The sequence below is a fragment of the Alicyclobacillus fastidiosus genome, from assembly GCF_026651875.1.
Classification (GTDB): Bacteria; Bacillota; Bacilli; order Alicyclobacillales; family Alicyclobacillaceae; genus Alicyclobacillus; species Alicyclobacillus fastidiosus.
Genome location: NZ_CP104067.1, coordinates 4098253 through 4120280, shown reverse-complemented (window position 1 = coordinate 4120280; position 22028 = coordinate 4098253). Strand labels below are relative to the sequence as shown.

Below are 22028 nucleotides of genomic sequence, written 5' to 3'. Positions count from 1 at the left end.
TATAGCTACATACTTGTGACCATAGCTTCTTTGATCCTTTCAGCATATCCAATTCTACAGTAGCCCTAGTGGTCGTGTGGCTCATTCTAGATGGTTACTTTCATTGGTCTTACAAGGAAAAACATCTGGAGTCATTTCGCTTGATCATATATACGGGTATATTATTAAATTCCGGGGTTCATTCGGTCGTGTCAATCCTCTCGGCAACGCTGGACGTCGTTTTGGACAAGGTGTACAGAATGCCGTAAACAAGGCGTCAAACGGACGCTTAGTGGACGCAACAAAATCTGTGTGGGATGGTACAGCCAAGGCAGCGCAAGAGATAGGCAAGAGTGTTGGACAAGCCACAAATTTGGAAGAAGGGATTTGAGGGCCTGATTGATATCCGAGTCAGAACGACCAATATACTTGACCACAAATATGTTTCCTGTTGTATACCCGAGTGCGAAATTGCCGGCAGAAGTCTTAGTTACTACTTCATCTACTTGTAACTGGTAAAAGCATAACTTCTCCCCATGCCCAAAGAACCCATATGGATCCCCTCTCCCGTTAATGGCATCAAATCACTCTGTATTTTTTCACACAAAGAGAGGATACGCACAACTCTTGGTAATTAGGCATTTAGGTAATTTCCCCTGAACTGGTCACAAACGAGGTCATCTACATATCATGTGCTGTTGCCACAAGAGCAAGTGGAGGTGTAAGGGTGAAAGAGAAACAACAAATCAAACAGGTGTTTAATGACCTCGGGTCGCAAGAGAGCGGAGAGTCTCCGGGCGAAGCGAAACAGTTGGACTCTGAACTGAGACGGCGGACTGTGGTCGGAGCAGAGAACGAAGTGTCCAAATACGTGATTGTATCTGTGTTGCCATTTCCGCACTTTTAGTAAACACGTACGTTGAAATCACCGCAGAGCGAGCAGGATAGAATCGGGGTGCGCATATGAGAAGAACCTTGGTTGTCGCAGACCAAGGTTCTTTCACATCGGTTTATAACAGCAGTGTATGTGCAGAATATCAGCCGATGCATGGTTATTCAACGTACACTTTTACTTGGTGAATTGAATTGTTCACGTAACCTTTTACATTCCATAATGCTTGTTGACGTTGGACTGCTCCAGATTCATCCGACGCACGAGACATGATCATGTATTCCCCAGGCAGGTCTGCCTTCCAATGAAAGCTCCAACGTCGCCAAGTGTATCGTTGTTCGGAGTCAATCCAATCAGCCGGTTGCCATATATGACCACCGTCCGTACTAATATCTATTTCTGTGACGTTGTTAGAACCTGACCATGCGATGCCATAAACATATTGATTACCACGACGCACTGTCTGCTGGTCGGTTGGGTATGCAATGCTGGAGTTCACTTGAATTTCGGTGATTGGGACGCCGTGTGCGTAATCGTCGGGGCGGGTGTACAGTACATAATCACGACTTTGGTATGGGCCGTCAAAAGGGTGTTCAATGACCAAGATACGTCGAAGCCATTTGACAGACCCCATTGCATACCATCCGGGAACAACGAGCCGAACCGGAAAACCATGTTTAGCGGGGAGGGGTTCGTAGTTCATGAAAAGGGCAAGGAGTGTATCCGGGTGTATGGCCTTCGTTACGGGGAGACTGCGGGAGTATGATAATAAGTCCGGTATATCTGTTCTAAACCCCACATCCATTCCCTGAAAAACGATTTCCTGCGCTTCGGGCCGGATACCAGCTAAATATAGAATTGTTTGCAAGGGAACACCAGTCCACACAGCGTTACTGATTGCGCCTAGTAGGAATTGTTCTCCCCGTGTCTTAGGATCCCTCAGTGCCCGTTTGTTGCCTGCGCACTCCAATGTCACAGACTGTGTTATCTGTGGAAGACGCAATAAGTCATTGTAGGTGAGATGAAGTGGTTCCTCGACGCAACCTTTTACACTGAGTCGCCATTCGTCTACGTCGACCTTGGGGTAAGGCATGTGATTACGTCGATAAAACAGGTGAGTAGGTGTTACGCGCTCCATGGGCATAGTCAACGGAAGTTCCTTGTTTTCAGGGAGAAATGATCTGGGTATGTGGTGACGTTCGTACAAGTTCCGTCCCTCCCGATGTGGTGTATATAGATTCATGAGGGATATCTACAGAGACGTTAAAATCTTGTTCAGTGATTATTGGAAGCCGTAACACTACGGAGCCCATAATGTGTATAAAATTGTCTCATCAAGTTTGTCGCATCAGCATGCCGTTGTTACATGCCGTGGCCGATCAGAAATTTACGGAGTTCCATATAAAACTGTTTGAGTAATTCCAATAAAATACTCCGACTCTCGCCGAATGTGATTTAGAACCACAATCGCCGTTTGGTTACTACCGGCTGCTTTACTTTGTGTGGCAATCTCGTTGACCAAGGAAATAAAATCCTCACTTTGATGTAGGGAGAACTTAGCCAACTTGATGACCTTGTGTGAAACTTGTGGGCCAATGTGGCCCCCTGATCTGTTCAATGTTTCAATAAATCTTCTTGTCCGGGCGTGTACTTCCGAAAACGATTGCTCCCATTGTTGAAGAGCGGTTCGAAACCTTTCTTCCAAATTATCTACAAGCTCCCGAATAACGACCGTATGTTCGGCTTCTTGAAGTTTCCAGAACTCGATTTCATCCAGAACCCTTAAAGGCATTTTATCTCCATAATAAAACTGCATACCTATCCCCTCTCTTCCTACAGGATGGTTACATGTATTACCTTTACAGCGATTTTAGAATCTCATGAAATGACACGGGAACACCGATAGGTGGATCACGGGAGGGTTTGGGAGATACGGGATATCACAGAAAAGAGAAAGACCGACGAGACTTTAGGTCTGAAAAGCTTGTGGTTGTCGGACAACTCCTTGCCGGGTTTGTCACGAAGTCCCAAATCTGCTGCCGGCCTTCAAAAGGTTTACGCCGTTTGTTACAAATCAACAGCGGGAACGAAGATAACAGGTACGTTCCGTAGTGCTCTTATAATCACGGAAGAGGCCGTTGATAACCGTCATGGCCTTGTGGCTCCGACACTTACGTGGAATGCGGCTGGTAGTCATGGTTATCGTAGTTACACCATTTTCAATGTCGATCAAAGCCCCCCTTAGACTCGGGTGGCTTTTTCTCTGTGAGATTTATGTGGTGTGTGGTGGAGGCTTAGATACCACCACATCTGTACGAAACACCTTGTGTAGCCAAAGAGCCACTGCCCGAGTGACCGTGGTAAACCTTACATCGTCGAACGTCACATTGTTTGAAAGGACATTTACACAATAGAAATCGGGCGTACATACTCGCCTAAACCCTAACTGTTAGGAGGCAACTTCAATGACAGATGGGAATCCTCTAGGCAAGGCTGGACGTAGTATCGACCAGGGTGTACAGAATGCTGCAGATAAGGCTTCAAACGGCCGGTTATTGGACGCATCAAAGTCTGTGTGGGACGGTACAGTCAAGGCTGGGCAAGAGATAGGAAAGAGCGTTCCGCAAGTGACAAACAATTTGATGGGTAATGGACAGAATAATAAATAACAACCATGTCGGAACGGTCACCTAAATTTCGGGTGGCCGTTTCTGTCCCAGGTGTAAAAGGAATAGAGCTGCTATCTTGGTTGTGCGTCATATTGAGCACATATCTCGAATTTGGGACGTTAACACGTCTATAACATACTGCTCCCGTTTTAGATGTGCCATAGACAAGAACGCCAGAGGTCAACTTGTAGGTGTTGGATCGGTACACAACGCCTATATATTTACATTTATGTCGTGAATCGAAATGGGCTTTTTCAGGGAAATCTGTCGTTGTGATTCACAACATAAATTTCGGAGCGTGATTGACCGTGTGGAAAATCCCAGACAGCCAGCCTGATGAAATCGTTCAAGTAGATCGACCTGAAATTGAAACAGATACACCTCACCCCGATGTTTCGGAACCAAAGGGAGCACCTGTATCCATTGGTCGTGAGCATTCTTTCTAATGGAATTGACACCTCATATGTATCATTGGATTGTTCGACCACCGTGGTGGACGAAACGATATATTCACAATGTCATAAACCTCCACTTTCACTTGAAGGATAAAGTCGTTCTTGATTTTGGGGCCGGAGTTGGTTCGAATTTTCGTCGGATACTCAAGCCTCATGGAAGTGTAATCGTCATGGAGCCGTGTTTATCCGAAAAATCACAAGCGCAAGACTGGTTTATGAAGGATTTCGACAAAGGTCAGTACATCCGGAACGAACAGGGCTATTTGGATATGTTCCATAATCATAGGTTCGAAACTGACGTACTCAGCCGTTTTAAGAAGCTATTTCTATACAATGAATTGTTTTTTACTGCCAGGCCAACACATTGATGCGGGGCATGTGCTGTGGGATTTCGTGCTGCATTTTTACCTCTAGTTGACTAAGGGTAAAGCAGGGCCAAGAGTCGCTAAAACCGTCTAAAACATTATAGACCGGAATTTACAAGTAAGAAGCAGGTTCTGCCAAGTGCGGCCTCGTTTCCGAAGTCATTTGAGGTGTCGAGTATGTGGTTTTGGCTGATTTTCTTTATCTGGACACTTGTGCCTGTGTGGCGTCAATACTGGATCAATTTACAACGGATACGTGCAATCCGACAAATGGAGCGCCGACGGAAATCACGAGTGATCACCTTGATTCATCGACAAGAGACGATAAGCTTTCTTGGGATTCCACTCAGGAATTACATTTCGATTGAGGATTCCGAGCAAATTCTACGTGCCATTCGTTTAACCCCTGAATCGATGCCGCTTGATCTTATCTTACATACGCCGGGCGGACTTGTCCTGGCATCAGAACAAATCGCCTACGCATTGAGCCATCATGCAGCGAAAGTCACCGTATCTGTTCCGCATTATGCCATGTCTGGTGGAACCATGATAGCACTATCGGCTGACGAAATCGTGATTGACGAAAATGCGGTACTAGGTCCCGTTGACCCTCCGCTCGGGCAGTATCCGGTGGCGTCCCTTGTCGAGGTAGTAGCTCAGAAGCCCATTGACCAGGTCAAGGATAAGACACTTATATTGGTTGATATGGCACGGAAGGCGCTAAACCAAGTAGAGGTATTTCTGACCGAACTATTGAAGAACAAGATGAATGCGGATAATGCCAAGGAATTGGCCCATGCTTTATCTTCAGGATTGTGGACACACGATTATCCAATTACCGTTGAGAAATTGAAAGGGTTTGGACTTCCGGTTCAGGTCGGGCTTCCACGTGAAGTATACTCATTGATGGAACTGTACCCACAGCCTTCACAACGATGGCCGAGTGTACAATACATCCCGACGCGTACGACGGTGGCGGAAATACTAATGGATGACCAGTAAAGGTGATAAAATCCAACCTTGTGGCGTTCCCTTCAGACTGGGAGTGTGTCCATCTTTAGGGTCAATCACGGGGGCTTTTAGGGTTCGTCGTACAAACACACGGTCCTCTGGTGCAAGTTTTGCTAGGAGTTTCGTATGGTCAACGTTATCAAAATACCCTTTTATATCTCCCTCAATGACCCATTGACTAGAGCGAGATTGACACAATGATAAGTACACCTGGCTAATTGCATCCCACGTGGAGCGGTTCGGACGGAAACCGTACATGTTCGGCTTAAATTGGATATCCCATTCGGGTTCCATCGCTGCGTTGTGAATCGCTTGGCAAACCCTATCGTGGATAGACGGGATACCCAAAGGGCGCAGTTTTCCGTTCTTCTTTCGAATGTACACACGCCGAACTGGGAGAGGCTTTCTTCGAATGCTCACTAACTCAGCTAGTTCCTCCCGTTGTTTTGGCGTTGTGAAGGTTTTCCCATCGACTCCGGCTGTACGCCGTCCTTGATTTTCCTGAGTGACGTGCCGAATGGCTAGGAGTTTAACGTGGTGGCTGGTACGGATGAGCCATTTGTAGTGCCGGATAGCATTTCGATTTTGCCGCTCGACTGCGTTAACCAGTTGTCTCTGTAACCTGAGTACGTGGCGTTCGATTTCCTGCCAGTTATACGTGGGCTCGGTGGTTCGTGCCTCTTGGGCTTCGAACCAAGCGCGCATAATTTTGTCTTCTTGAATACCTGACAGGTTCTTACGAGTACGGTCTGTTGACTCGTCAATGACGGTTGTTTTGTTCATAACACAGACCGTTCCTTTCGTTCTCCTGCTAAGGGATTTCCAGTTAGATGACCGTTGGACAAGTCTCACGCTTTCACGTTAGGATATCTATCCCTATCCACCTTGTTATAGGGTGGCATTCGCTTTTTGTCCACTCCTCTACGACCCCATTGGGCTTACCTTGTTTCATTGATAACCCCATTAACCAAGTGTTTAGGTGCCCCGAGTTTTGCGACAGCGCTCAGAACTGCGAATCAGTAAAACGGGAGTACTGATCCTGGCTGCTTGCCTTTTGGCTCAAGCGTGTCAGAGTGTTTCGTTTGTCTTGCATCACGCGGTTTATATGGGGTTCACTGTTGTTCACCATGCACTCGCAACCTAGCTCCGGCCGAATCACTCTATCGAATACGGCTACATTGTGCCGTGAGCTTCACAAAACGGTGTTACCACCATCCCATGTCACAGTAGGTTCGCTCTCGCAGTCCTGAGAGGGTGGGCTCTCACCACATGATTATCAAAGACTTACAAGTCACAACCCGTTAACGCAATAGGGGAGGTGATGTATTATGCTGCATAAATCTGGGTTATGTTATAGCGATTTTCTTTGCGTGCGACGACTACATCCATTTCGCCTTGCTTTAATTGACTTGGATTCATCCATGGTGTACGTGAGCTTATGTTCTGTCTAATATAATGGGCTACCAGAATTATTTCAGAAACAAACGAATAGGAGACATGCTTTGATATGGTTTCGGTCAAATAATCGTGTCTATGTTCATCTATAACAACGGGGCAAGTAAGCGTGCGCCTTGCTCCAAAATGCGTTGTGGAATAGTACGTTTTTGAAAATCCTCAATACGTAATGGTATAGAATCCATGAGATCGCTCTCAAATTGCTCGGTGAGGTCGCGTGCCACGTCGACACTGTATATGAATTCGCAGACTTCGTAATCCAGACGAAAGCTTCTCATATCGTAGTTGGCAGCACCTACTTCGGCAACCTCTTCATCGATGACCATCACTTTCGCATGCAACATTCCTTTGTCGTACAGGTAAATACGGACCCCGGCCTCTAACAATTCGCCGTAGTAGGTCCGGCTTGCCGGACCTACTACTCCGGGTATCACGCGGTGCGGAACCAGTAATCTTACGCGCACACCTCGTGCAACCGCCATTTTTATCGCCATGATTATATCTGCATCTGGGACAAAGTATGGGGTTGTGATGTCAATAGTCTTAGCCGCCTGAGTGATACAGCTAAAGTACGCTTGGCGGATCACTGGAGTCGGGATCAAAGGATTACCCTCTAACGTCTGGACGTACGCTTCACGCAACATCTTTGTCCTCGAAGCTCTGTTATCAGCAACCATCGTCCCTAGATCTGAACCCCATTCAGCCATCAATACTGAAAGCGCAGGACTATCGAGTGTTGGAATTTTATGCGATCCTTGTCTTGTGTCCGACGTGAGATTCTCCGTAACCTCAGATTTTTTACTTATCCACGTCGATGTCCGCTCTGGTGAAGCGATTTTCCAATGAGCGTTGAAGATAGCTTGCAAATCGGCCTCCACTTCGCCTACGATCCGTAAGTGGGTATCGCGCCAGAATCCTATCTTTGGGTCCAATCCAAGATACTCATCTCCAACGTTTATCCCGCCAGTAAAAGCTTCCCTTCCGTCGATAACGACGATCTTGCAATGATCTCTGTAATTCAGAGTAGACAGGAACCGCGGGAACCGCAGGGGAAAAATTATCCGGCACTCAATCCCGGCATTCATCATTCGAACGATTTGACTCCTTGGAAATCTTCGACTCGCCCATCCATCTCTTATAAAGCGGATCTGTACACCAGCTTTGGCACGTTCAATTAGAAGTTCTGTAATCCGACTTCCAATTCGGTCATTCCGGTATATGTAATACTCCAGATCAATCGCTTTTTGCGCGTTTTTTAGGGATTCAGTTAGTTCCTCATATGTCTCAGAACCGTTCGTAAGTACCTGTACTTGGCCGGTTCGAAGTCCATTTACTGTAAAGTGCCGTAACCCATGAGCGATTACCATCGCGGAGCGGCTGAACGAATCCGGCAACGTGTCTGACTCATTGTTTGGACAAGTCAGTCTTTCACTACGAATGTGCACAGGTCGGGAACTAATAAGGTAGAGTATGGAACCGATGACAGGTAAAACGAGACGAACGGCTAGATAATTTAGTGCCAGGGCCGGTCGGCGTGCTTCACGGACCGCCACAATTAACATAAAGATTGTATTCAATACGTACAACCCAATAAACATAACCCACACCAAATAAACCCCTCCTTATTGACTTAAAGATGTGTAATTTGCCATGAGCCTATACGATTAAATACCTTACCCAGTTCATCATTTAAATATTTTCGAAGGAAATCCCACTGTTGCGGAATATGTTAAGTCTTGAAAGCAGTGGCGGGAGGCGAATAACATAGTGTTTATCCATACAGTGGTAAGTGGAGATACCATCCGTGATATTGCAAGAATCTACGGTACAACAACACGAGAGTTAGAACGGTTAAACGAACTAAGCACACGTGATGTTCTAGTCCCTGGGCTACATTTACTCGTACCCGGCCAAAATCGTTATGTGGCTCGACCGTACCGCATCCAATCTGGTGATTCCGTAGCCAGTGTCGCTCAAAAAATCGGACTCTCTGAAACGAATTTAGAGCGCTGGCTTGGTTTCCGGGGAGCAATCGGAACAGATTTAACAGCCGGTACAACGATTTGGGTTCCGAAATCGGTCCCACAGAAGCGAACCATCGAGGAATCCAGGAGATCGTCAAGCATATAATCAATTCATTCACGATCTTGGAAATGCCGTTCATGCACAAGGACTATCGATTTCCATTGCGATGGGTCCAAAAACATCCGATGCTCCGCAACAACCCTGGATGGGTGCGTTTGACTACAAAACATTAGGTGCAGAAGTTGATTTTTTAATGCTCATGACCTATGAATGGGGTTGGGTTGGGTTGGGTTGGGTGTCCACCGATGGCGATCGCTCCGATTAATCAAGTTAGAGCCGTTCTTGAATATGCAACGTCTGTTATCCCGAGCAGCAAAGTTCTTATGGGTGTTCCCCTATACGGCTATGACTGGAGCTTCCTCATCAACCAGGCCGGCTAGCGTCTGAACTCTCCGCAAATGACGCTCAAAATCTCGCGTTAGAGCGCCAGGTACCAATCCAATGGGATAATGAGTCGGCTTCACCGTATTTCTTATATACAACTTACAATAAACGCCATACTGTTTGGTTCGAAGACGCTATGAGCGTGGCTGCGAAGTTTAACCCATTCAAATACCCTTATCCGTAAAGAAGATAAATATAAACGTTGTTTAGCTTATATATGGCCATCGGTGAGGTAAGGACACTTTAGAATTGCTTCTCTGATGCCTCGCCGATAGTCATCATCCTTGTAATGACATATGACCAAATAAACGGGCCAAGTGTATGCGCGTATACCGTTGCGACTGGCTACCGTAGATACATCACCAGACGCTTCAGAATGTTTTTCAGGCGGTTTACTGCACATCGCTATGAACACCATCTTTGTAAGAACCATTTGTGGCCTATTCCTTACCTCTTGGACTATCAAGCCTCGTAACAGGAAGTTTCGATTGGCGAAACCGCGGATTAACATCAACCTCTCGGAAGGGCGTGTAAGGGGGGATAACCACATTTGCAATCGACGGTATCTCCACTTCATGTCCGATGTCTATGCGGTACGGAGGAGCCAGTTTATTTGCTCTCCGAAGTTCGTCTACTGGGATTCGATGCTTTTTAGCAACAGATTCCAATGTTTCGCCTTGTGTGATAATGTGTTTCTCCCTAATTCGTTCAATTCTACAAGCAGACTGTTTGAAAATCGGCTGTTTTGATACGGGATCCACGAAATCAACCGTGAGGTCATTTGCTGCCTGATTTTGTTCCCAACTGCCAAAGTGGAATGGCACAAACACCAAACCAGGCAGCACCGTATCAACTATCCTGGCTGGCACCTCAATGCGCCCACGTGGGGAAACCACTCGAACCACTTCTCCCGGGCAGATCGATAACTTTTCAGCATCGGTAATGTGGATTTCCACGTATCCCTGTGGAGCGGCCATGTGTAGGTTCGGTGCGCGTCCCGTCTTTGTTCGGGTATGCCAGTGCCAGACTAAGCGCCCAGTCGTGAGCCAAAGCGGAAATTCTGGTGTGGGCCGCTCGGCAGGGGAATAGTACGTTAAACCGTACAATATAGCCTTCCCATTTGCTCCTATACGTTTGAATTCCTCTTTTGTACGCTCCCTACCGGTATTTGGATCCTTGCCGAATGATTGAGTATCATCTACATGGGTATGAAATACCCAATCTTCATATAGACGGGTAGTTCCGTGGGGCCTCTGTTCATTTGTTGGCCATTGTATGCCATTTTTCTTTTTAATTTTTTCATAGGTCATGGCAGTCATGTCGCTTGGGCGTCCTCGCGAGACGGCTTTCCACTCTTCAAAACACTCCCTTGGGGTTGTATATTGAATGAGCGGATTTCCATCCTTGTCCATAAACTGCATCCGTTTTGCATAGTCGAGTAATATGTAGAAGTCTGCCTTCACTCCGGTAGGGGGTGGAACAGCGATCTCACACAAATTAAGCGTTCGATCCGCATTTTCCATTAACCCTTCCTTTTCTCCCCACATTGCCGTTGGCAGAACAATGTCCGCTACCTCGGTTGTTTCTGTCAAAAATGCATCTTGAACCACAACAAACGTCTTTTCAAATGCCTTTCGTGCCCGCAATCTATTTGGTAGCGATACCATAGGATTTGTATGGATGTTCCAGAACAGCCCCAATTGCCCCGACTCCATGAGGTAAATCATATGCTCAATGTCCTTTTCGGGTCCAATTTCCAGATGAGACGGATTTACATTCCAGAGCTCGGCCATTTCCTGAATATGTTTAGGATTGGAGGGATTGCGGTTTGCGGGGTAAGATCCTACGCCGCCGACAGTACGGTTGGTGGATGAACTAGGTTGTCCAGCCATATGAAAGGGACCGGAACCTGGTCTGCCGATCAACCCTCGAACCAAATGGAGATTATTTATAGCAATGCACGTTGATGTAGCGTCCGCACTCTGAAACGCGCCTTGAAGCGTTGTGGAAACAAGTGAAGGTGTCTTGCCGAGTTGCTCTGCTACGCTCGCAATTTGTTCCTTTGGTAGACCAGTAACCTGCGCCGTTAAGTCCAAGTTCCAGGGTTCAACGGATTTTGCCATTTCATCGAACCCAACAGTGTGGTTTGCGACAAATGATTTGTCGATCCAGTCATTTCGCAGAATGCGATGCATAATTCCGTGCAATAGTGCAAGATTTGTGCCAGGGATAAGTTGGAGGTGAATATCAGCGGCGTCGGCTGTCAACGTCCTTCTTGGATCGACGACGATAAGAAAAGGTTTCTCCCCACGAAGTCTTCGCGACATGATGCGTTCAAACAAAACTGTACCTGTTTCAGCAATGTTGTGTCCAAATAACATAATAGTATCTGTCTCATCAATGTCCTGGTAGCCTGCTGGTGAACCATCAGCCCCGAATGATTCTAACAAAGCCCACTGAGTCGTGGCGGTACAAAGCCGGGTATTCGCATCCAACAAGTGGGAGCATAGTCCAGCGCGACCTATCTTCGCGATTGTATAGTAGTCTTCGAGAAATCCCTGGCCAGTTGAGTAAATCGCGATTCCATCAGGACCAAGCGTGCGCAACACCTCGCGGCTCTTTTCAACAAACAAATCCATCGCAGTGTCCCACGTTGTTGGTACCAAATTGTCTGAAGCATTGCGGATGAGCGGCGTCAGAAGGCGATCTGGGCTATTGTTCGCATACCACTGATTTTCGCCTTTTGGCCCAAGTCGACCACGATTCACCGGATGTTCGCCATTTCCCTTGATTCCGACAATTTTATTATCCTTCACGGCTATATAGCAGCCACATCCGACAGAACAAATGTTGCACGTGCTGTATACCCATCGGTCAACTTCACCCTGCGAGTACACATTTATGTCGATTCGTTCATTCTCCCACGCCATTCTTTGCCCTCCGTATCTGTGGCCGCCGGCGATATGCTATGGGAACGATGTACTTTGTGTCCATGTCTCCGTACATCATTTCGATTATAGGCGACACTTGCTCCAGCTCACGAGATATGTCTCTAAATGTTCGTTCCACACCCTCAAGTTGCTGTTCGGTGTTTGAATGCATCCATCTGGATGCTCTGATCCATGAGCGTACAGTAGACTGAGCCGCTTCATCATCGCGGTAAATGACTGAAATAAAGTTACGGAATTGATGTAGGTCAATAGGTGACTCGCTTGCTACATGCATCGCCTGACAAAGCACCCGATTCTCCTCTTCCAGCACTGCACGAAGCCGAAGTTCCAAGGGGTTGTGGTTGATTGGAGGGGATTCCAGGAACATTTTGATAAGGCTGTTAGCCCGGTTAAGTCTTGTACAAAGATCCTCTATCATCCTCACCCCTTTAATGTTTTTAGGAATTATTAACAAAACACTACATGCATATACATTGTCTTTGTTCTAACAGCATTCCGTGCAATCGGTGTCGATAATTGTTTTGAAAACGGTTATATAAGGACCACCAGAGCGAACAACGTCAGCTTGACGCTATGAACGCTGTTGGCATAAACGAACGGGGTATTTTCATCGATAAGCAAAGCGGCAAGGGTGACCAGTATCAGTTAATGAAACGCTGCCTACGTCAAGGTGACATTGTGTACATTCACTCGTTAGACCGCTTCGGACGAAACAAAGAAGAAATCTTGAACGAATGGAAGGAGACAGTATTTTTTATCCGTGAATGCTCTGACAGACAGATGACAACAAGTGTAATTGCATATATCGCCCGTTCTTGAACAAGGAATGGTATCATAACCAAGTTAACGGAACATATCTGCAATCAAATATTCAAATTCCCCGTTATCCATTTGAGATTAAGTGTCTAAACATCTTGAGCTGGTTGTTCTTCAAGGAGAATAGCTTCAAGTTGTTCCACGTTACGATTTAAATCGTTTTTGGGGAGATGGTTTTAAGAGCGTGTCCGAAAAGCCCGCAATTTTGAGTAAATAGCAAAACGCACCGATCCGCAAAACTGGTAAAATTGAAGGTATCCAGCCGTCAAATTTTCCAGTTCTGGAGGTGCGTTTTTCCATAGATTTGCAGTTAGACCTGCTTCCATACGCCTATTATAACACGCTTGGCTTCGACCCCGAACTCGTTGATTACGTAGATCACATTGACGACTCATTCCTGGACCTGCTCGTCGGACCCCTGTACGACAAGAGAGGACGCAGACCCGCATCTCCAATCGCCTATTTCCGGATGCACTATCTGTATTTCACTAGGCCGGAGATTACCTCATTCCGTCAATTGTGCAAACAGTTGCGAGACCCAAAGAACCAGGCGTGGCGCAGCTTCATCGGTGTACCCAATCCAGCAAAGGTTCCGTCACACCAGAGCCTGAGTGACTTCCGTAACAAAGTAGGGCCGGACGTATTCGAACAAATTCGTGACGAGTTTATACGTCAATCCATTCACATGGAGGGATTCATCCAGGACACCCTCGCCGCTATTGACTCTCGTCCGATTTACGCCAATGTCAACGGATACAAGAAAAAACGCTGCGATTGTGAGGTTAAGTCAGTTTGCACATGTGAAAAAACGTTTTCTGACCCGGACGCCACCTATGGGGCACAGCGCAGCAAGGTGAACCAGAACCGTTTCTTCGTTGGTTACCGGAAGCACTCGATTGCAGTAAGAACATCTCAAGGACCTGTGGCCTTGTTGTCTATCCTTAAGCCTGCGAATGTGGGCGACATTCGAGTGATGCTTCCACTGATAGAGAAACTCCGGCAGATTAACGAAATGCGCACTCAGTATCTCGTTGCCGACATGGGTTACATAGATGCGGATGACCAGAAGGAGGCATACCACAAACACAGTATGGCTGTGGTTACAGGGTTTCGCAGTGGTATGGTGATGCCAGAGGAATGTAATGAACATGGGCAACCTGAGTGCGAACAAGGCGAACGACTGATTTGGGATGGCTTTGACTGGAAAACGGCCACTTCCTGGTTTCGTGGGGACTCAGAGAAATGCCAGTCATGCCCGCTATCCGGGGTATGCAGCAGGCAATTCGAATTTTCCTTTGACGACAAACCGATTGCATACGGCCCGGTGCCACAAGGCACCATGCTGCATGCCCAGATGCTTGATTTCAGAAGGCAGATTGAGCTGTCCTTTGCGCAAGAGTCCAATGAGTTGACAACAGTTATGAAACACAAGAAGGTGCCTGTACGAACAAACAAACGAGTACAGTCCTTCTTCACCATGCAGGATATATTCCAGCTCATGCAGGCGAGGATAGGTCACATTCGAGAGACCATGCTGCCTGATGACCACATAGAGCGAATTACACAAATGTATACAGTCCAGGCCGAGCAATTGAAACTCGATATCGCTGCATAGGCAAGCAGAACCTGGAAAATAAACAAAAGCCAATGTTACTGACAAGGGGTTCGTGCGCCCATTTTCAAGGGTGAGCAGGCAATGTGTTCCCATACGGAGGCATTCACCAAATTACCAAGTAAACTTATCCCATATCAGGAAGCCTGTATTCATGTATTTGGCTAGACATTTACTCGAATCGGATGCTTTTCGGACAACCTCTTTAAGTGATTTATTTTGGATTCTCTGATTGATCTGGAAATATAGTGGTGTTAAGGATTTTTGACTCGACGGTTCAACAGTAATGCAAGGAACATACTATGTATATAAAGTTTTAACAAAATAATTTATCCTCATTAACAAGACTGCCTGAACAACAGCCGCGATATGGAGGGGGATGGTCATGTACTGTGAGGAGGAGCCTTACTACGTTAAGTTAGCTAAAGAGCGGGTGATACGTGCAGGTATCGATCCATCACATATACCAGTATTAAGTCCGGTGGTAGGTGAATTTGAACTTAGCCAAATACGGGAGCAGTTTTCTGAGATCCTATCTGTATGTCAATATTTTGTTGGGAAGCTATTTGCTCAATTGAAAGGTTCCCCTATTCTGGTTGCAATTTCTGATCATGCTGGGCTGCTGTTAAATGTGTTTGGAGACCCTGGTATTCAAAAGGCCATGATCGACCTAGGCATCGCACCTGGGGTACGGTTTACGGAAAAGGATTGTGGAACTAATTCAATCAGTTTAGCTCTTTTAGAAGGCAAACCTGTTCGCTTGATTGGTTCAGACCATTATCACGATTACCTTCACGATATAGCGTGTTACTCTGTTCCAATTAAACATTACAACGAGCAAACGGTTTTGGGAACAGTGAGTATTATGACGACCGTTGAGTGGTCACATCCAATGTATTTAACTTTGTTGGTTATGATAGTAGATTCAATCGAAAGGGAGATTCTTCTCAGAAGACAAAACTCAGAACTTGAAATGTTAAATCAGGTCATATTAACGTCTACACCAAGTGGGGCAATCATCGCCGATAGCAGAGGAATTATTTCCGAAGCCAATGCTGTAGCTGAGGAAATCACGGGATTAAAACGTAGTCTTCTAGTTGAACGACCGGCTAGTGAATTAGATGAACTAGGATCCTATATAAGCAAAGTAGTGAAACAAGGTAAAGCCTATAAAAATATAGAACTCACATTTCCATACTATAGCGAAAATGGAAATCGATTTTGTCTCTTCGATGTATTTCCTATTTATAACAAAAACAAAGCTGTGGTGGGTGCATTTGGGCAACTCCGAGACATTACCGAATTTAAAAGACAAAGTCTGGAGTTACAACAGGCGCATCTTATGTTAAAGAATTCATTTAATGATTTGCTTGAAGCGGAGGAGCAACTACGGGCTATAATTAATGCCTTGCCTAACCTTATCGTTCTGAAGGACCATAAGGGGCGGTGGTTAGAAGCCAACGAAACAGCAATAAATTTTTTCGGAATTGAAAATGGAGTCTATAAAGGGAAAACTAACGAACAGGTATCTGCTGAGTCTTGTGTGTATGAGAATGAGTTTTGGGATTTCGTTCAGAAGTCTGACGAAACGACTTTATGTTCGGAGGAAATACATACATTTAAAAACACCTGTATCCAACCAAATGGCCTATCCGTGGAGCTTGAAGTTGTAAAAAGTCCAATATTTTATTCTGATGGTCGCCTTAAAGGGATTGTTGTGACCGCGCAGGATGTAACGGAACGTAATAAACTAGCAGAAATTCTAAAGCGGGCTGATAAATTGGCTACTGTTGGTCAATTGGCTGCTGGTGTAGCCCATGAGATTCGTAATCCATTAACCAGTTTGAAAGGGTTTCTTAAGCTGATTCCTCAATCAAATAATCCACAACACTATATAGAAATTATGGAAAGTGAGATAAATCGTATTGAACATGTTACCAATGAACTACTGGTTCTTGCGAAACCACAGATTAAGCAATTTAAGTCAATTGATTTAGTGCAGAAACTGACTAACGTATTACATGTTTTAAACACTCAAGCCTTAATGAAAAGTATTGAGGTAAGCATAGAAGTTCAGACAAATGTTTCCCTTATTGAATGTGAACCGAGTCGCCTAGAGCAGGTTTTTGTCAACGTTATCAAAAATGCAATTGAAGCCACACCTGCTGGCGGGAATGTAATTGTCCAATTGTTGGAGAGTGACAACGAAGAATTGGTTTTACGGATCATAGATAATGGGCATGGCATTCCTCATGAAAATATTCCAAGGTTAGGTGAACCATTTTTTACCACAAAAGAAAATGGGACTGGGTTAGGATTAATGATTAGTCAAAAGATTGTCCTTGAACATTGTGGTAAGTTTGAAATCATTAGTACTGTCGGGAAAGGGACAACAGTTAGTATTGTTTTGCCATTCAAGCAGCCACAGAGATGAAAAATAGAACTTCTACGTTGTATGTACACCTATATGGATACACACTTAGATATGTAACTGTAATATGTTTCATTTGCTTAACCACAAGCGATCCGCTTGTGGTTTTTGCTTTTCAAGGACGAAAAGCGAGTGTGATACCAAGCCCTTGTCCTCGCCATAATGGAGATGGTGGTCAACGGTGTCTCGACTCGGAAAATATCTCAGATCACCGAGGACCCGTGCTGGACCGAGTTCTCGAAATCCACTGTGTCCGACCTGTGTAAGCAACTAGACCCGATTCTAGAAGCATGGAATGGGCGACCTTCAACCATGAGAAGAACTTGAGCCAGCCTTCCTTTAACTCGCCGTCTCCAATCCACGGTGAGGTGTATCCACGAATTCCAGCCGAGGCGTTCGACCGAGAGACAGCTGCGCTCCTCATGGAATACCTGGTCACAGAGTATGAACAGAAATTGCTCAAGGCGATGAAAAACTCGAGGAAGCCTTCGAAGCTACAACCACTGTTCTGATGCTTCCTGACAAGTACCGCAAGCGGTTGAGAACGACGAACGGACAAGAGTGGCTTAGCGGACAGATTTCGCGTCATGACAGAGTGATTCGCATCTATCCAAACCTAGCGTCTGCGTTTCGAATCGTTGGCGGGCGTCTATGTAAATAAATGGAAAGCAGGGCGACTGGTCGCAAGTATTTCAGCATGCAGGAGTATTGGGTTTGGCGTGAAACCAACTTCAGCAGCCTGAACCAAGGCTTGAAGGGACACTATCTCAGATGAACCGGCTCACTCTACCGATGAGGGAAAATTACACACAAATTCGGACTTTATAATTTGTAGCAAGTGGATTACATATATGAGGAAGATATTTAATAATCAGTGACAGTATCTTGGTCGGCGATTATCGTATATCAAGTTACAGATTCTAATTTACAAATTTAAAGAGCCTTATTAGCGTACTTATCTTAGAAGCTCCTACTGATGGTAGAAGTTTTTTTATGTTCTGTCCTCGTCATAATAAGAAAAAATTGCACCTATATTGCAGAATATTCTACCCGCGTACACAAAACGTTCCTAGGGCAGACATAAGAATGACATATGTAAGGGTTTACATATCTATGGAGTACGAATCAATGTGAGATATTATGATGAACGTCGTAGATAATATGGGAAATGTCGTGATAACAGATGACTGGGTTCAAACATTTTATACGTATGCTTCCATTAATGCTAATGGTTTCTATCGGAAATGACATAGCTATTACTGCATTCTTAAATCCACATGGAATTAACGCTGGGGGAGCCACGGGTTTATCGACTGTCGTGAGCGTTTGGACGAGTATTCCGTTTGCAATTGTTTATGGAATTGTAAACCTGCCAATACTGTACTTTGGTGTACGTTATCTTAGTCTTCGCTATAGTGTATATTCCGTTTTCGTGACAGTAGTTACTACTATTCTATTTCCTTATCTTCAGCATTTCACTGTTCATACCGTACCCGTGATTTCAACGGGATTAGGGGCAGTTATATACGGCATTAGTATTGGTGTAACGTATCGTTATAATTTCAGTCTAGGAGGGTTTGCGCTTCTTGCGAAGGTGCTTGAGGTTGTAACCCACAAGAAGATTGGTTCAATATTTACCGTAATCAATTTTGTTCCAGTGATTTTGGATGCCTGTACCACACCGCGAGGCCCATCATTACTATGGTCTATTGTTTTCATCGTACTTACAGGAGAGATAATAAATTGGACATCGATGGGAAAAGGATATCTAATACATAACAAAACTCGACTTAGAAAAATTGTAAGGTTCCCCATTAAGGCGAACCACTCAGATGAGCAACAAAAGCAAGCTTCTTGAAAGTGCCTGGTGCGAGTGTACCTTTGTGACTGTCTGTTGAATAATGATGAATAACCCTTCTTGTAAATACATCAGTGAAACCTCATGACATATGTCCTGAGGAGAAAACAGGAGCGTGGACTCCTGTTTTCTTGGCCAGTATTTTGCGTATAGATACTTGTTGTAAATATAATGATCACCTCGGTTTGCGGGACACAAAGGTTTCACGGAACCCGGGGAGCGGGCGAGAGCTAAGTGCAACCAGGCACTGGCTATTGCAGATTGGCCAATGGTGATACCAAATGAAAATCAAACGCCCCCTCCGGCGAACCGGAGGGGACTTATAAAACTTCTTCGCAACCTTTTATGCAAGCCCTTTCCTAAAGCCTTATGGTTTGGCCGACATGTCTCCAGATAAATGTTTCGGATTTGTGGAGAGGGTGTCGGGCTACACTCTTGTGTTACGAACCCGTTGTCAGCCTCGTCTGTACACGAGTCACCAATGAGAGGACCACGGCAACGACAAACAGAACGAGTGTAATGGCTATCCACAGCGATGGCTGTGAAATGACCAGTGGGCCGAGAACGACGGGGATGATGGCTACTCCCAAATTTGATGCCATGCTGTAGCCAGCTGTATTCAGTCCGGCACTTCCATTGTCGGCAGCGCGACGTGCAGCTTCTTCAAGCGTTAGCGTGTACCAACCGTTTCCGAACATTCCTGCAAGGAAGAACATGATGTCGAACATGCCTTCTGAATGACCTAGGTGCCCAGTTACAAGCAGCGTGACCAGTAAAACGGAGACTAAAGTGAGAATGGATAATATTCGAATGAGCGGCCCGGCGTTGGTAATCGCTTCACCTAGGAAACCGAATAAGGCTGCTCCGACGGCTGAGCCGAGGAATGTCAGGCCAGACAACAATCCCCCTAAAGCAACGGCATTAGGCATTTGCAAATGACCAAGTGCTGATGTGGTCACACCACCGATCATGACACTGGTGGACGAAACGACGAGTCCGATAATCCACCAATTCGAATACGTCATCCGGAGCCGGACAAACGTCGTGACATCGGGACGAGGAATGCCTCGAAGAGCGACTAGGAGCCAGATTCCCACGATGAGATTGAGGATGAATCCCAACCACAGACCTGTCGTCATAGTGAAGTGGGAAGCTATAATAGCGCTTAATCCCATACCGAAAAATAGCATTCCAATTGTAAATCCGGTGGACATTTTTAGATTGCGGATATTTGACATACGGAGAATTGAACCAATTGGGGCGATAAGGAACGGGTACGCGAGCGAAGCAATGGCTTGAGCGACAAAAAAGAACGCATACGTATGGGCGAAAATACGTAGGAACAAACCGACGACCGACAGAACGACCGCACAGGTGAGCACAGGGCGTGGCCCTTTGTGTGCGGTCCAGAGCCCCGCTGGAATGGAACCAATAACCATTGCATAGCCGTAAAATGAGATAAATAAGAGAATGGATGACAACGATGCGTGAAGCTCGTTCGTTAGCGAGGGTACCATCGGTGCGAGCATAAACCATGCGAAACCGAGGACAAACGCAAATAGTACGTACGGAATGAGAGCACTCTTACTACTACTCATGGAAATAATCCCCTTTCTTTGATGCAGTGAATTGGAGTTCACTATATTAAATACGATCGCCCAGGCTGCTTCAATAGTCATTTTTTAACCCTCCCCACCTCATCGTCACAGAGGTCCGACAGGGCGTCCTGTATGCCGCAGATGTACCGCTGTTCCTAAGTAACCGCCGTGAACGCATTTCAGTCCGCACCGTTTAACACACGCTGAAACAGCTAGGCGATGACTTCCATCCGCATAGGTACGCCATAGCTTTGTTCGGGTGCTGTTGGATGCTGGCGTTGACTTGTTGATGGTTGCGAAGCTGGAAGGACATAGCGATCTAAATATCACGCGGTTGTACGCTACGCCAAGCGTTTCAAATATGGTGAAGGCGGTGGGCGGCTTTACATTTGAACAGATAGCGCATTAGACGTTCTCTCGGGAGCGTCTTTTTTATTGTCGGTGCAAAATGTCGTTCTAATGTTGTCGGATGTCGAATTACGGGCCTCAAAAATCAGCGAAGAGCCGGTCCCTTATAAAGCCAGTGGTCATCAACTACTTTATACATTTGTATCGGGGTGACGTGCATGGAGAGTCTCGAAATCGCTGTCAAAAACTACAACGCCACAGTTAACTTCGTGATGCGCGCAGTGAAGCGAGTTACTTTACGAGTTCGCTCGTCTGTCATACACGTTCCAAGAGATTTCCCAACGATTTCGGCTGCAGTGACTGCTGCATCTGCGGGCGACACGATTCTCGTTCAAAGAGGCGTGTATAGAGAGTCTGTTACAATTCCTTCCTCAAAAAGCCACATTCGAATCATAGCCAACGGCACACCTGTAATACTTGATGGAGGGAACAATCTTGGAACCGGCTTCACCATGATGGCTGATCATGTCGAGATTCAAGGTTTTACCATTCGTGATTTTAAGCGTGCGGGGATACGGGGGGCGAGTGTTTTCGGCTCACGGATCATTCGCAATCGATTTTTCCGTTATCTAGCAAAACAAAATTCTAGGGAATCACAGGAATGGCGTGTTGCTGACAAAGCATGCGCATGGCAATCTGATTCTCCGCAACAGTTTGAGTGGCAATGTGCCGTTTGGTATTAAACTTGTCAACCTAGATAATACGGTGATTGAAAATGACTGCATGAGAAGTTCACCGGCAGGTCTGTGCGGAAGCCGTTCGAACGGCGTAGACGTGATTCGCGTGGTGATCCCGTTTGCCAAGTCCGCCATTCGAATTATTGCAGATGGTGACCGTGTGATTCTGGACGGTAATAGAAGAATTGGTGCCGCATTTGTCATTCGTGGTGCGAACAATGTTGAAATCAACGGATTTATCATCCGCAACTATGTCAATGCAGGAATCAGAGCCACCAGTATTGACTCGAAATTAATTGGAAATGAGATACAGAATATCACGCAGGGGAACGGGATCGAACTAAGAAGGGCCTTTTCAACGCTCATTTGGAGAATCGTATAA

At 45.8% G+C, this 22028-nt stretch carries 18 protein-coding genes and 2 pseudogenes; 14 read left to right on the top strand and 6 right to left on the bottom strand.

The annotated features are described in order from the left end of the window. Window positions 1-103: 103 nt before the first annotated feature. Window positions 104-370: a hypothetical protein gene (locus tag NZD89_RS20305; RefSeq protein ID WP_268004532.1), complete on the top strand. Its 267-nt coding sequence runs from the start codon at window positions 104-106 to the stop codon at window positions 368-370. Window positions 371-706: 336 nt separating this feature from the next. Next, window positions 707-886: a hypothetical protein gene (locus NZD89_RS20300; protein ID WP_268004531.1), complete on the top strand. Its 180-nt coding sequence runs from the start codon at window positions 707-709 to the stop codon at window positions 884-886. Between the two features lie 145 nt (window positions 887-1031). Here the strand turns inward: NZD89_RS20300 and NZD89_RS20295 are convergent, their stop codons facing one another. Beyond that, window positions 1032-1964, bottom strand: a complete 933-nt coding sequence (locus NZD89_RS20295; RefSeq protein WP_268008557.1) for a sulfite oxidase — start codon at window positions 1962-1964, stop codon at window positions 1032-1034. A 294-nt stretch (window positions 1965-2258) separates the two neighbouring features. Further along, on the bottom strand, window positions 2259-2687 hold the full coding sequence (locus tag NZD89_RS20290) for a DUF2935 domain-containing protein (protein ID WP_268004530.1): 429 nt from the start codon (window positions 2685-2687) through the stop codon (window positions 2259-2261). A gap of 649 nt (window positions 2688-3336) precedes the next feature. Between NZD89_RS20290 and NZD89_RS20285 the strand changes: the two genes are divergently transcribed. Both NZD89_RS20285 and NZD89_RS20280 read left to right on the top strand, forming a co-directional pair. Beyond that, window positions 3337-3540 carry a hypothetical protein gene (locus NZD89_RS20285; protein WP_268004529.1) on the top strand — a complete coding sequence of 68 codons (204 nt, stop codon included), beginning with the start codon at window positions 3337-3339 and terminating at the stop codon, window positions 3538-3540. Between the two features lie 997 nt (window positions 3541-4537). Beyond that, a complete protein-coding gene (locus NZD89_RS20280; protein WP_268004528.1) occupies window positions 4538-5362 on the top strand; it encodes an SDH family Clp fold serine proteinase in 825 nt (274 codons plus the stop codon). Here NZD89_RS20280 and NZD89_RS20275 read toward each other — a convergent pair. Continuing rightward, window positions 5345-6154, bottom strand: coding sequence for a reverse transcriptase N-terminal domain-containing protein (locus NZD89_RS20275; RefSeq protein ID WP_268004527.1), 810 nt, complete (start codon window positions 6152-6154; stop codon window positions 5345-5347). The two genes, NZD89_RS20280 and NZD89_RS20275, sit on opposite strands and share 18 nt — an antisense overlap. A gap of 758 nt (window positions 6155-6912) precedes the next feature. Continuing rightward, entirely contained in the window at window positions 6913-8436 is a 1524-nt protein-coding gene (locus NZD89_RS20270; protein ID WP_326492866.1) for a phospholipase D-like domain-containing protein, read from the bottom strand. A gap of 157 nt (window positions 8437-8593) precedes the next feature. Between NZD89_RS20270 and NZD89_RS20265 the strand changes: the two genes are divergently transcribed. Beyond that, window positions 8594-8956, top strand: a complete 363-nt coding sequence (locus NZD89_RS20265; protein WP_268004526.1) for a LysM peptidoglycan-binding domain-containing protein — start codon at window positions 8594-8596, stop codon at window positions 8954-8956. 779 nt (window positions 8957-9735) lie between these two features. On the opposite strand, the gene NZD89_RS20260 is transcribed toward NZD89_RS20265, so the two are convergent. Further along, window positions 9736-12225, bottom strand: a complete 2490-nt coding sequence (locus NZD89_RS20260; RefSeq protein WP_268004525.1) for a molybdopterin-dependent oxidoreductase — start codon at window positions 12223-12225, stop codon at window positions 9736-9738. A 567-nt stretch (window positions 12226-12792) separates the two neighbouring features. Between NZD89_RS20260 and NZD89_RS20255 the strand changes: the two are divergent. From NZD89_RS20255 to NZD89_RS20225, 7 genes and pseudogenes are all read left to right on the top strand, one after another. Then, window positions 12793-12990 (top strand): annotated as a pseudogene (locus NZD89_RS20255) (recombinase family protein); the annotation flags it as partial. A gap of 358 nt (window positions 12991-13348) precedes the next feature. Then, window positions 13349-14677 (top strand): transposase, encoded by a 1329-nt coding sequence (locus tag NZD89_RS20250; protein ID WP_268003901.1) that lies wholly within the window; start codon window positions 13349-13351, stop codon window positions 14675-14677. Window positions 14678-15059: 382 nt separating this feature from the next. Continuing rightward, complete coding sequence (locus NZD89_RS20245) at window positions 15060-17108, top strand: ATP-binding protein (RefSeq protein ID WP_268004524.1); 2049 nt, start codon at window positions 15060-15062, stop codon at window positions 17106-17108. A gap of 138 nt (window positions 17109-17246) precedes the next feature. Continuing rightward, a pseudogene (locus NZD89_RS20240) lies at window positions 17247-17408 on the top strand (transposase); the annotation flags it as partial. Further along, window positions 17396-17617 (top strand): hypothetical protein, encoded by a 222-nt coding sequence (locus NZD89_RS20235; RefSeq protein WP_268004523.1) that lies wholly within the window; start codon window positions 17396-17398, stop codon window positions 17615-17617. The pseudogene NZD89_RS20240 and the gene NZD89_RS20235, both read left to right, overlap by 13 nt. After that, window positions 17617-17766 carry a transposase gene (locus NZD89_RS20230; protein WP_431308632.1) on the top strand — a complete coding sequence of 50 codons (150 nt, stop codon included), beginning with the start codon at window positions 17617-17619 and terminating at the stop codon, window positions 17764-17766. Before NZD89_RS20235 ends, NZD89_RS20230 begins: the two co-directional genes overlap by 1 nt. A gap of 522 nt (window positions 17767-18288) precedes the next feature. Beyond that, on the top strand, window positions 18289-18963 hold the full coding sequence (locus NZD89_RS20225) for a YitT family protein (RefSeq protein WP_268004522.1): 675 nt from the start codon (window positions 18289-18291) through the stop codon (window positions 18961-18963). Window positions 18964-19403: 440 nt separating this feature from the next. Here NZD89_RS20225 and NZD89_RS20220 read toward each other — a convergent pair whose 3' ends face one another. Beyond that, window positions 19404-20561 (bottom strand): MFS transporter, encoded by a 1158-nt coding sequence (locus tag NZD89_RS20220; protein WP_268004521.1) that lies wholly within the window; start codon window positions 20559-20561, stop codon window positions 19404-19406. A 566-nt stretch (window positions 20562-21127) separates the two neighbouring features. On the opposite strand from NZD89_RS20220, the gene NZD89_RS20215 reads away from it, so the two are divergent. Beyond that, on the top strand, window positions 21128-21652 hold the full coding sequence (locus tag NZD89_RS20215; RefSeq protein WP_268004520.1) for a right-handed parallel beta-helix repeat-containing protein: 525 nt from the start codon (window positions 21128-21130) through the stop codon (window positions 21650-21652). Continuing rightward, entirely contained in the window at window positions 21636-22028 is a 393-nt protein-coding gene (locus NZD89_RS20210; protein WP_268004519.1) for a hypothetical protein, read from the top strand. Before NZD89_RS20215 ends, NZD89_RS20210 begins: the two co-directional genes overlap by 17 nt.

Bases quoted from the DNA above. Each gene is read 5' to 3' on its own strand.
- NZD89_RS20280 (WP_268004528.1), top strand. From the start codon at position 4,538: ATGTGGTTTTGGCTGATTTTCTTTATCTGGACACTTGTGCCTGTGTGG.
- NZD89_RS20260 (WP_268004525.1), bottom strand. From the start codon at position 12,225: ATGGCGTGGGAGAATGAACGAATCGACATAAATGTGTACTCGCAGGGT.
- NZD89_RS20235 (WP_268004523.1), top strand. From the start codon at position 17,396: ATGGAATGGGCGACCTTCAACCATGAGAAGAACTTGAGCCAGCCTTCC.
- NZD89_RS20245 (WP_268004524.1), top strand. From the start codon at position 15,060: ATGTACTGTGAGGAGGAGCCTTACTACGTTAAGTTAGCTAAAGAGCGG.
- NZD89_RS20220 (WP_268004521.1), bottom strand. From the start codon at position 20,561: ATGAGTAGTAGTAAGAGTGCTCTCATTCCGTACGTACTATTTGCGTTT.
- NZD89_RS20295 (WP_268008557.1), bottom strand. From the start codon at position 1,964: ATGCCTTACCCCAAGGTCGACGTAGACGAATGGCGACTCAGTGTAAAA.
- NZD89_RS20225 (WP_268004522.1), top strand. From the start codon at position 18,289: ATGACTGGGTTCAAACATTTTATACGTATGCTTCCATTAATGCTAATG.
- NZD89_RS20285 (WP_268004529.1), top strand. From the start codon at position 3,337: ATGACAGATGGGAATCCTCTAGGCAAGGCTGGACGTAGTATCGACCAG.
- NZD89_RS20215 (WP_268004520.1), top strand. From the start codon at position 21,128: ATGGAGAGTCTCGAAATCGCTGTCAAAAACTACAACGCCACAGTTAAC.
- NZD89_RS20275 (WP_268004527.1), bottom strand. From the start codon at position 6,154: ATGAACAAAACAACCGTCATTGACGAGTCAACAGACCGTACTCGTAAG.
- NZD89_RS20230 (WP_431308632.1), top strand. From the start codon at position 17,617: ATGCTTCCTGACAAGTACCGCAAGCGGTTGAGAACGACGAACGGACAA.
- NZD89_RS20290 (WP_268004530.1), bottom strand. From the start codon at position 2,687: ATGCAGTTTTATTATGGAGATAAAATGCCTTTAAGGGTTCTGGATGAA.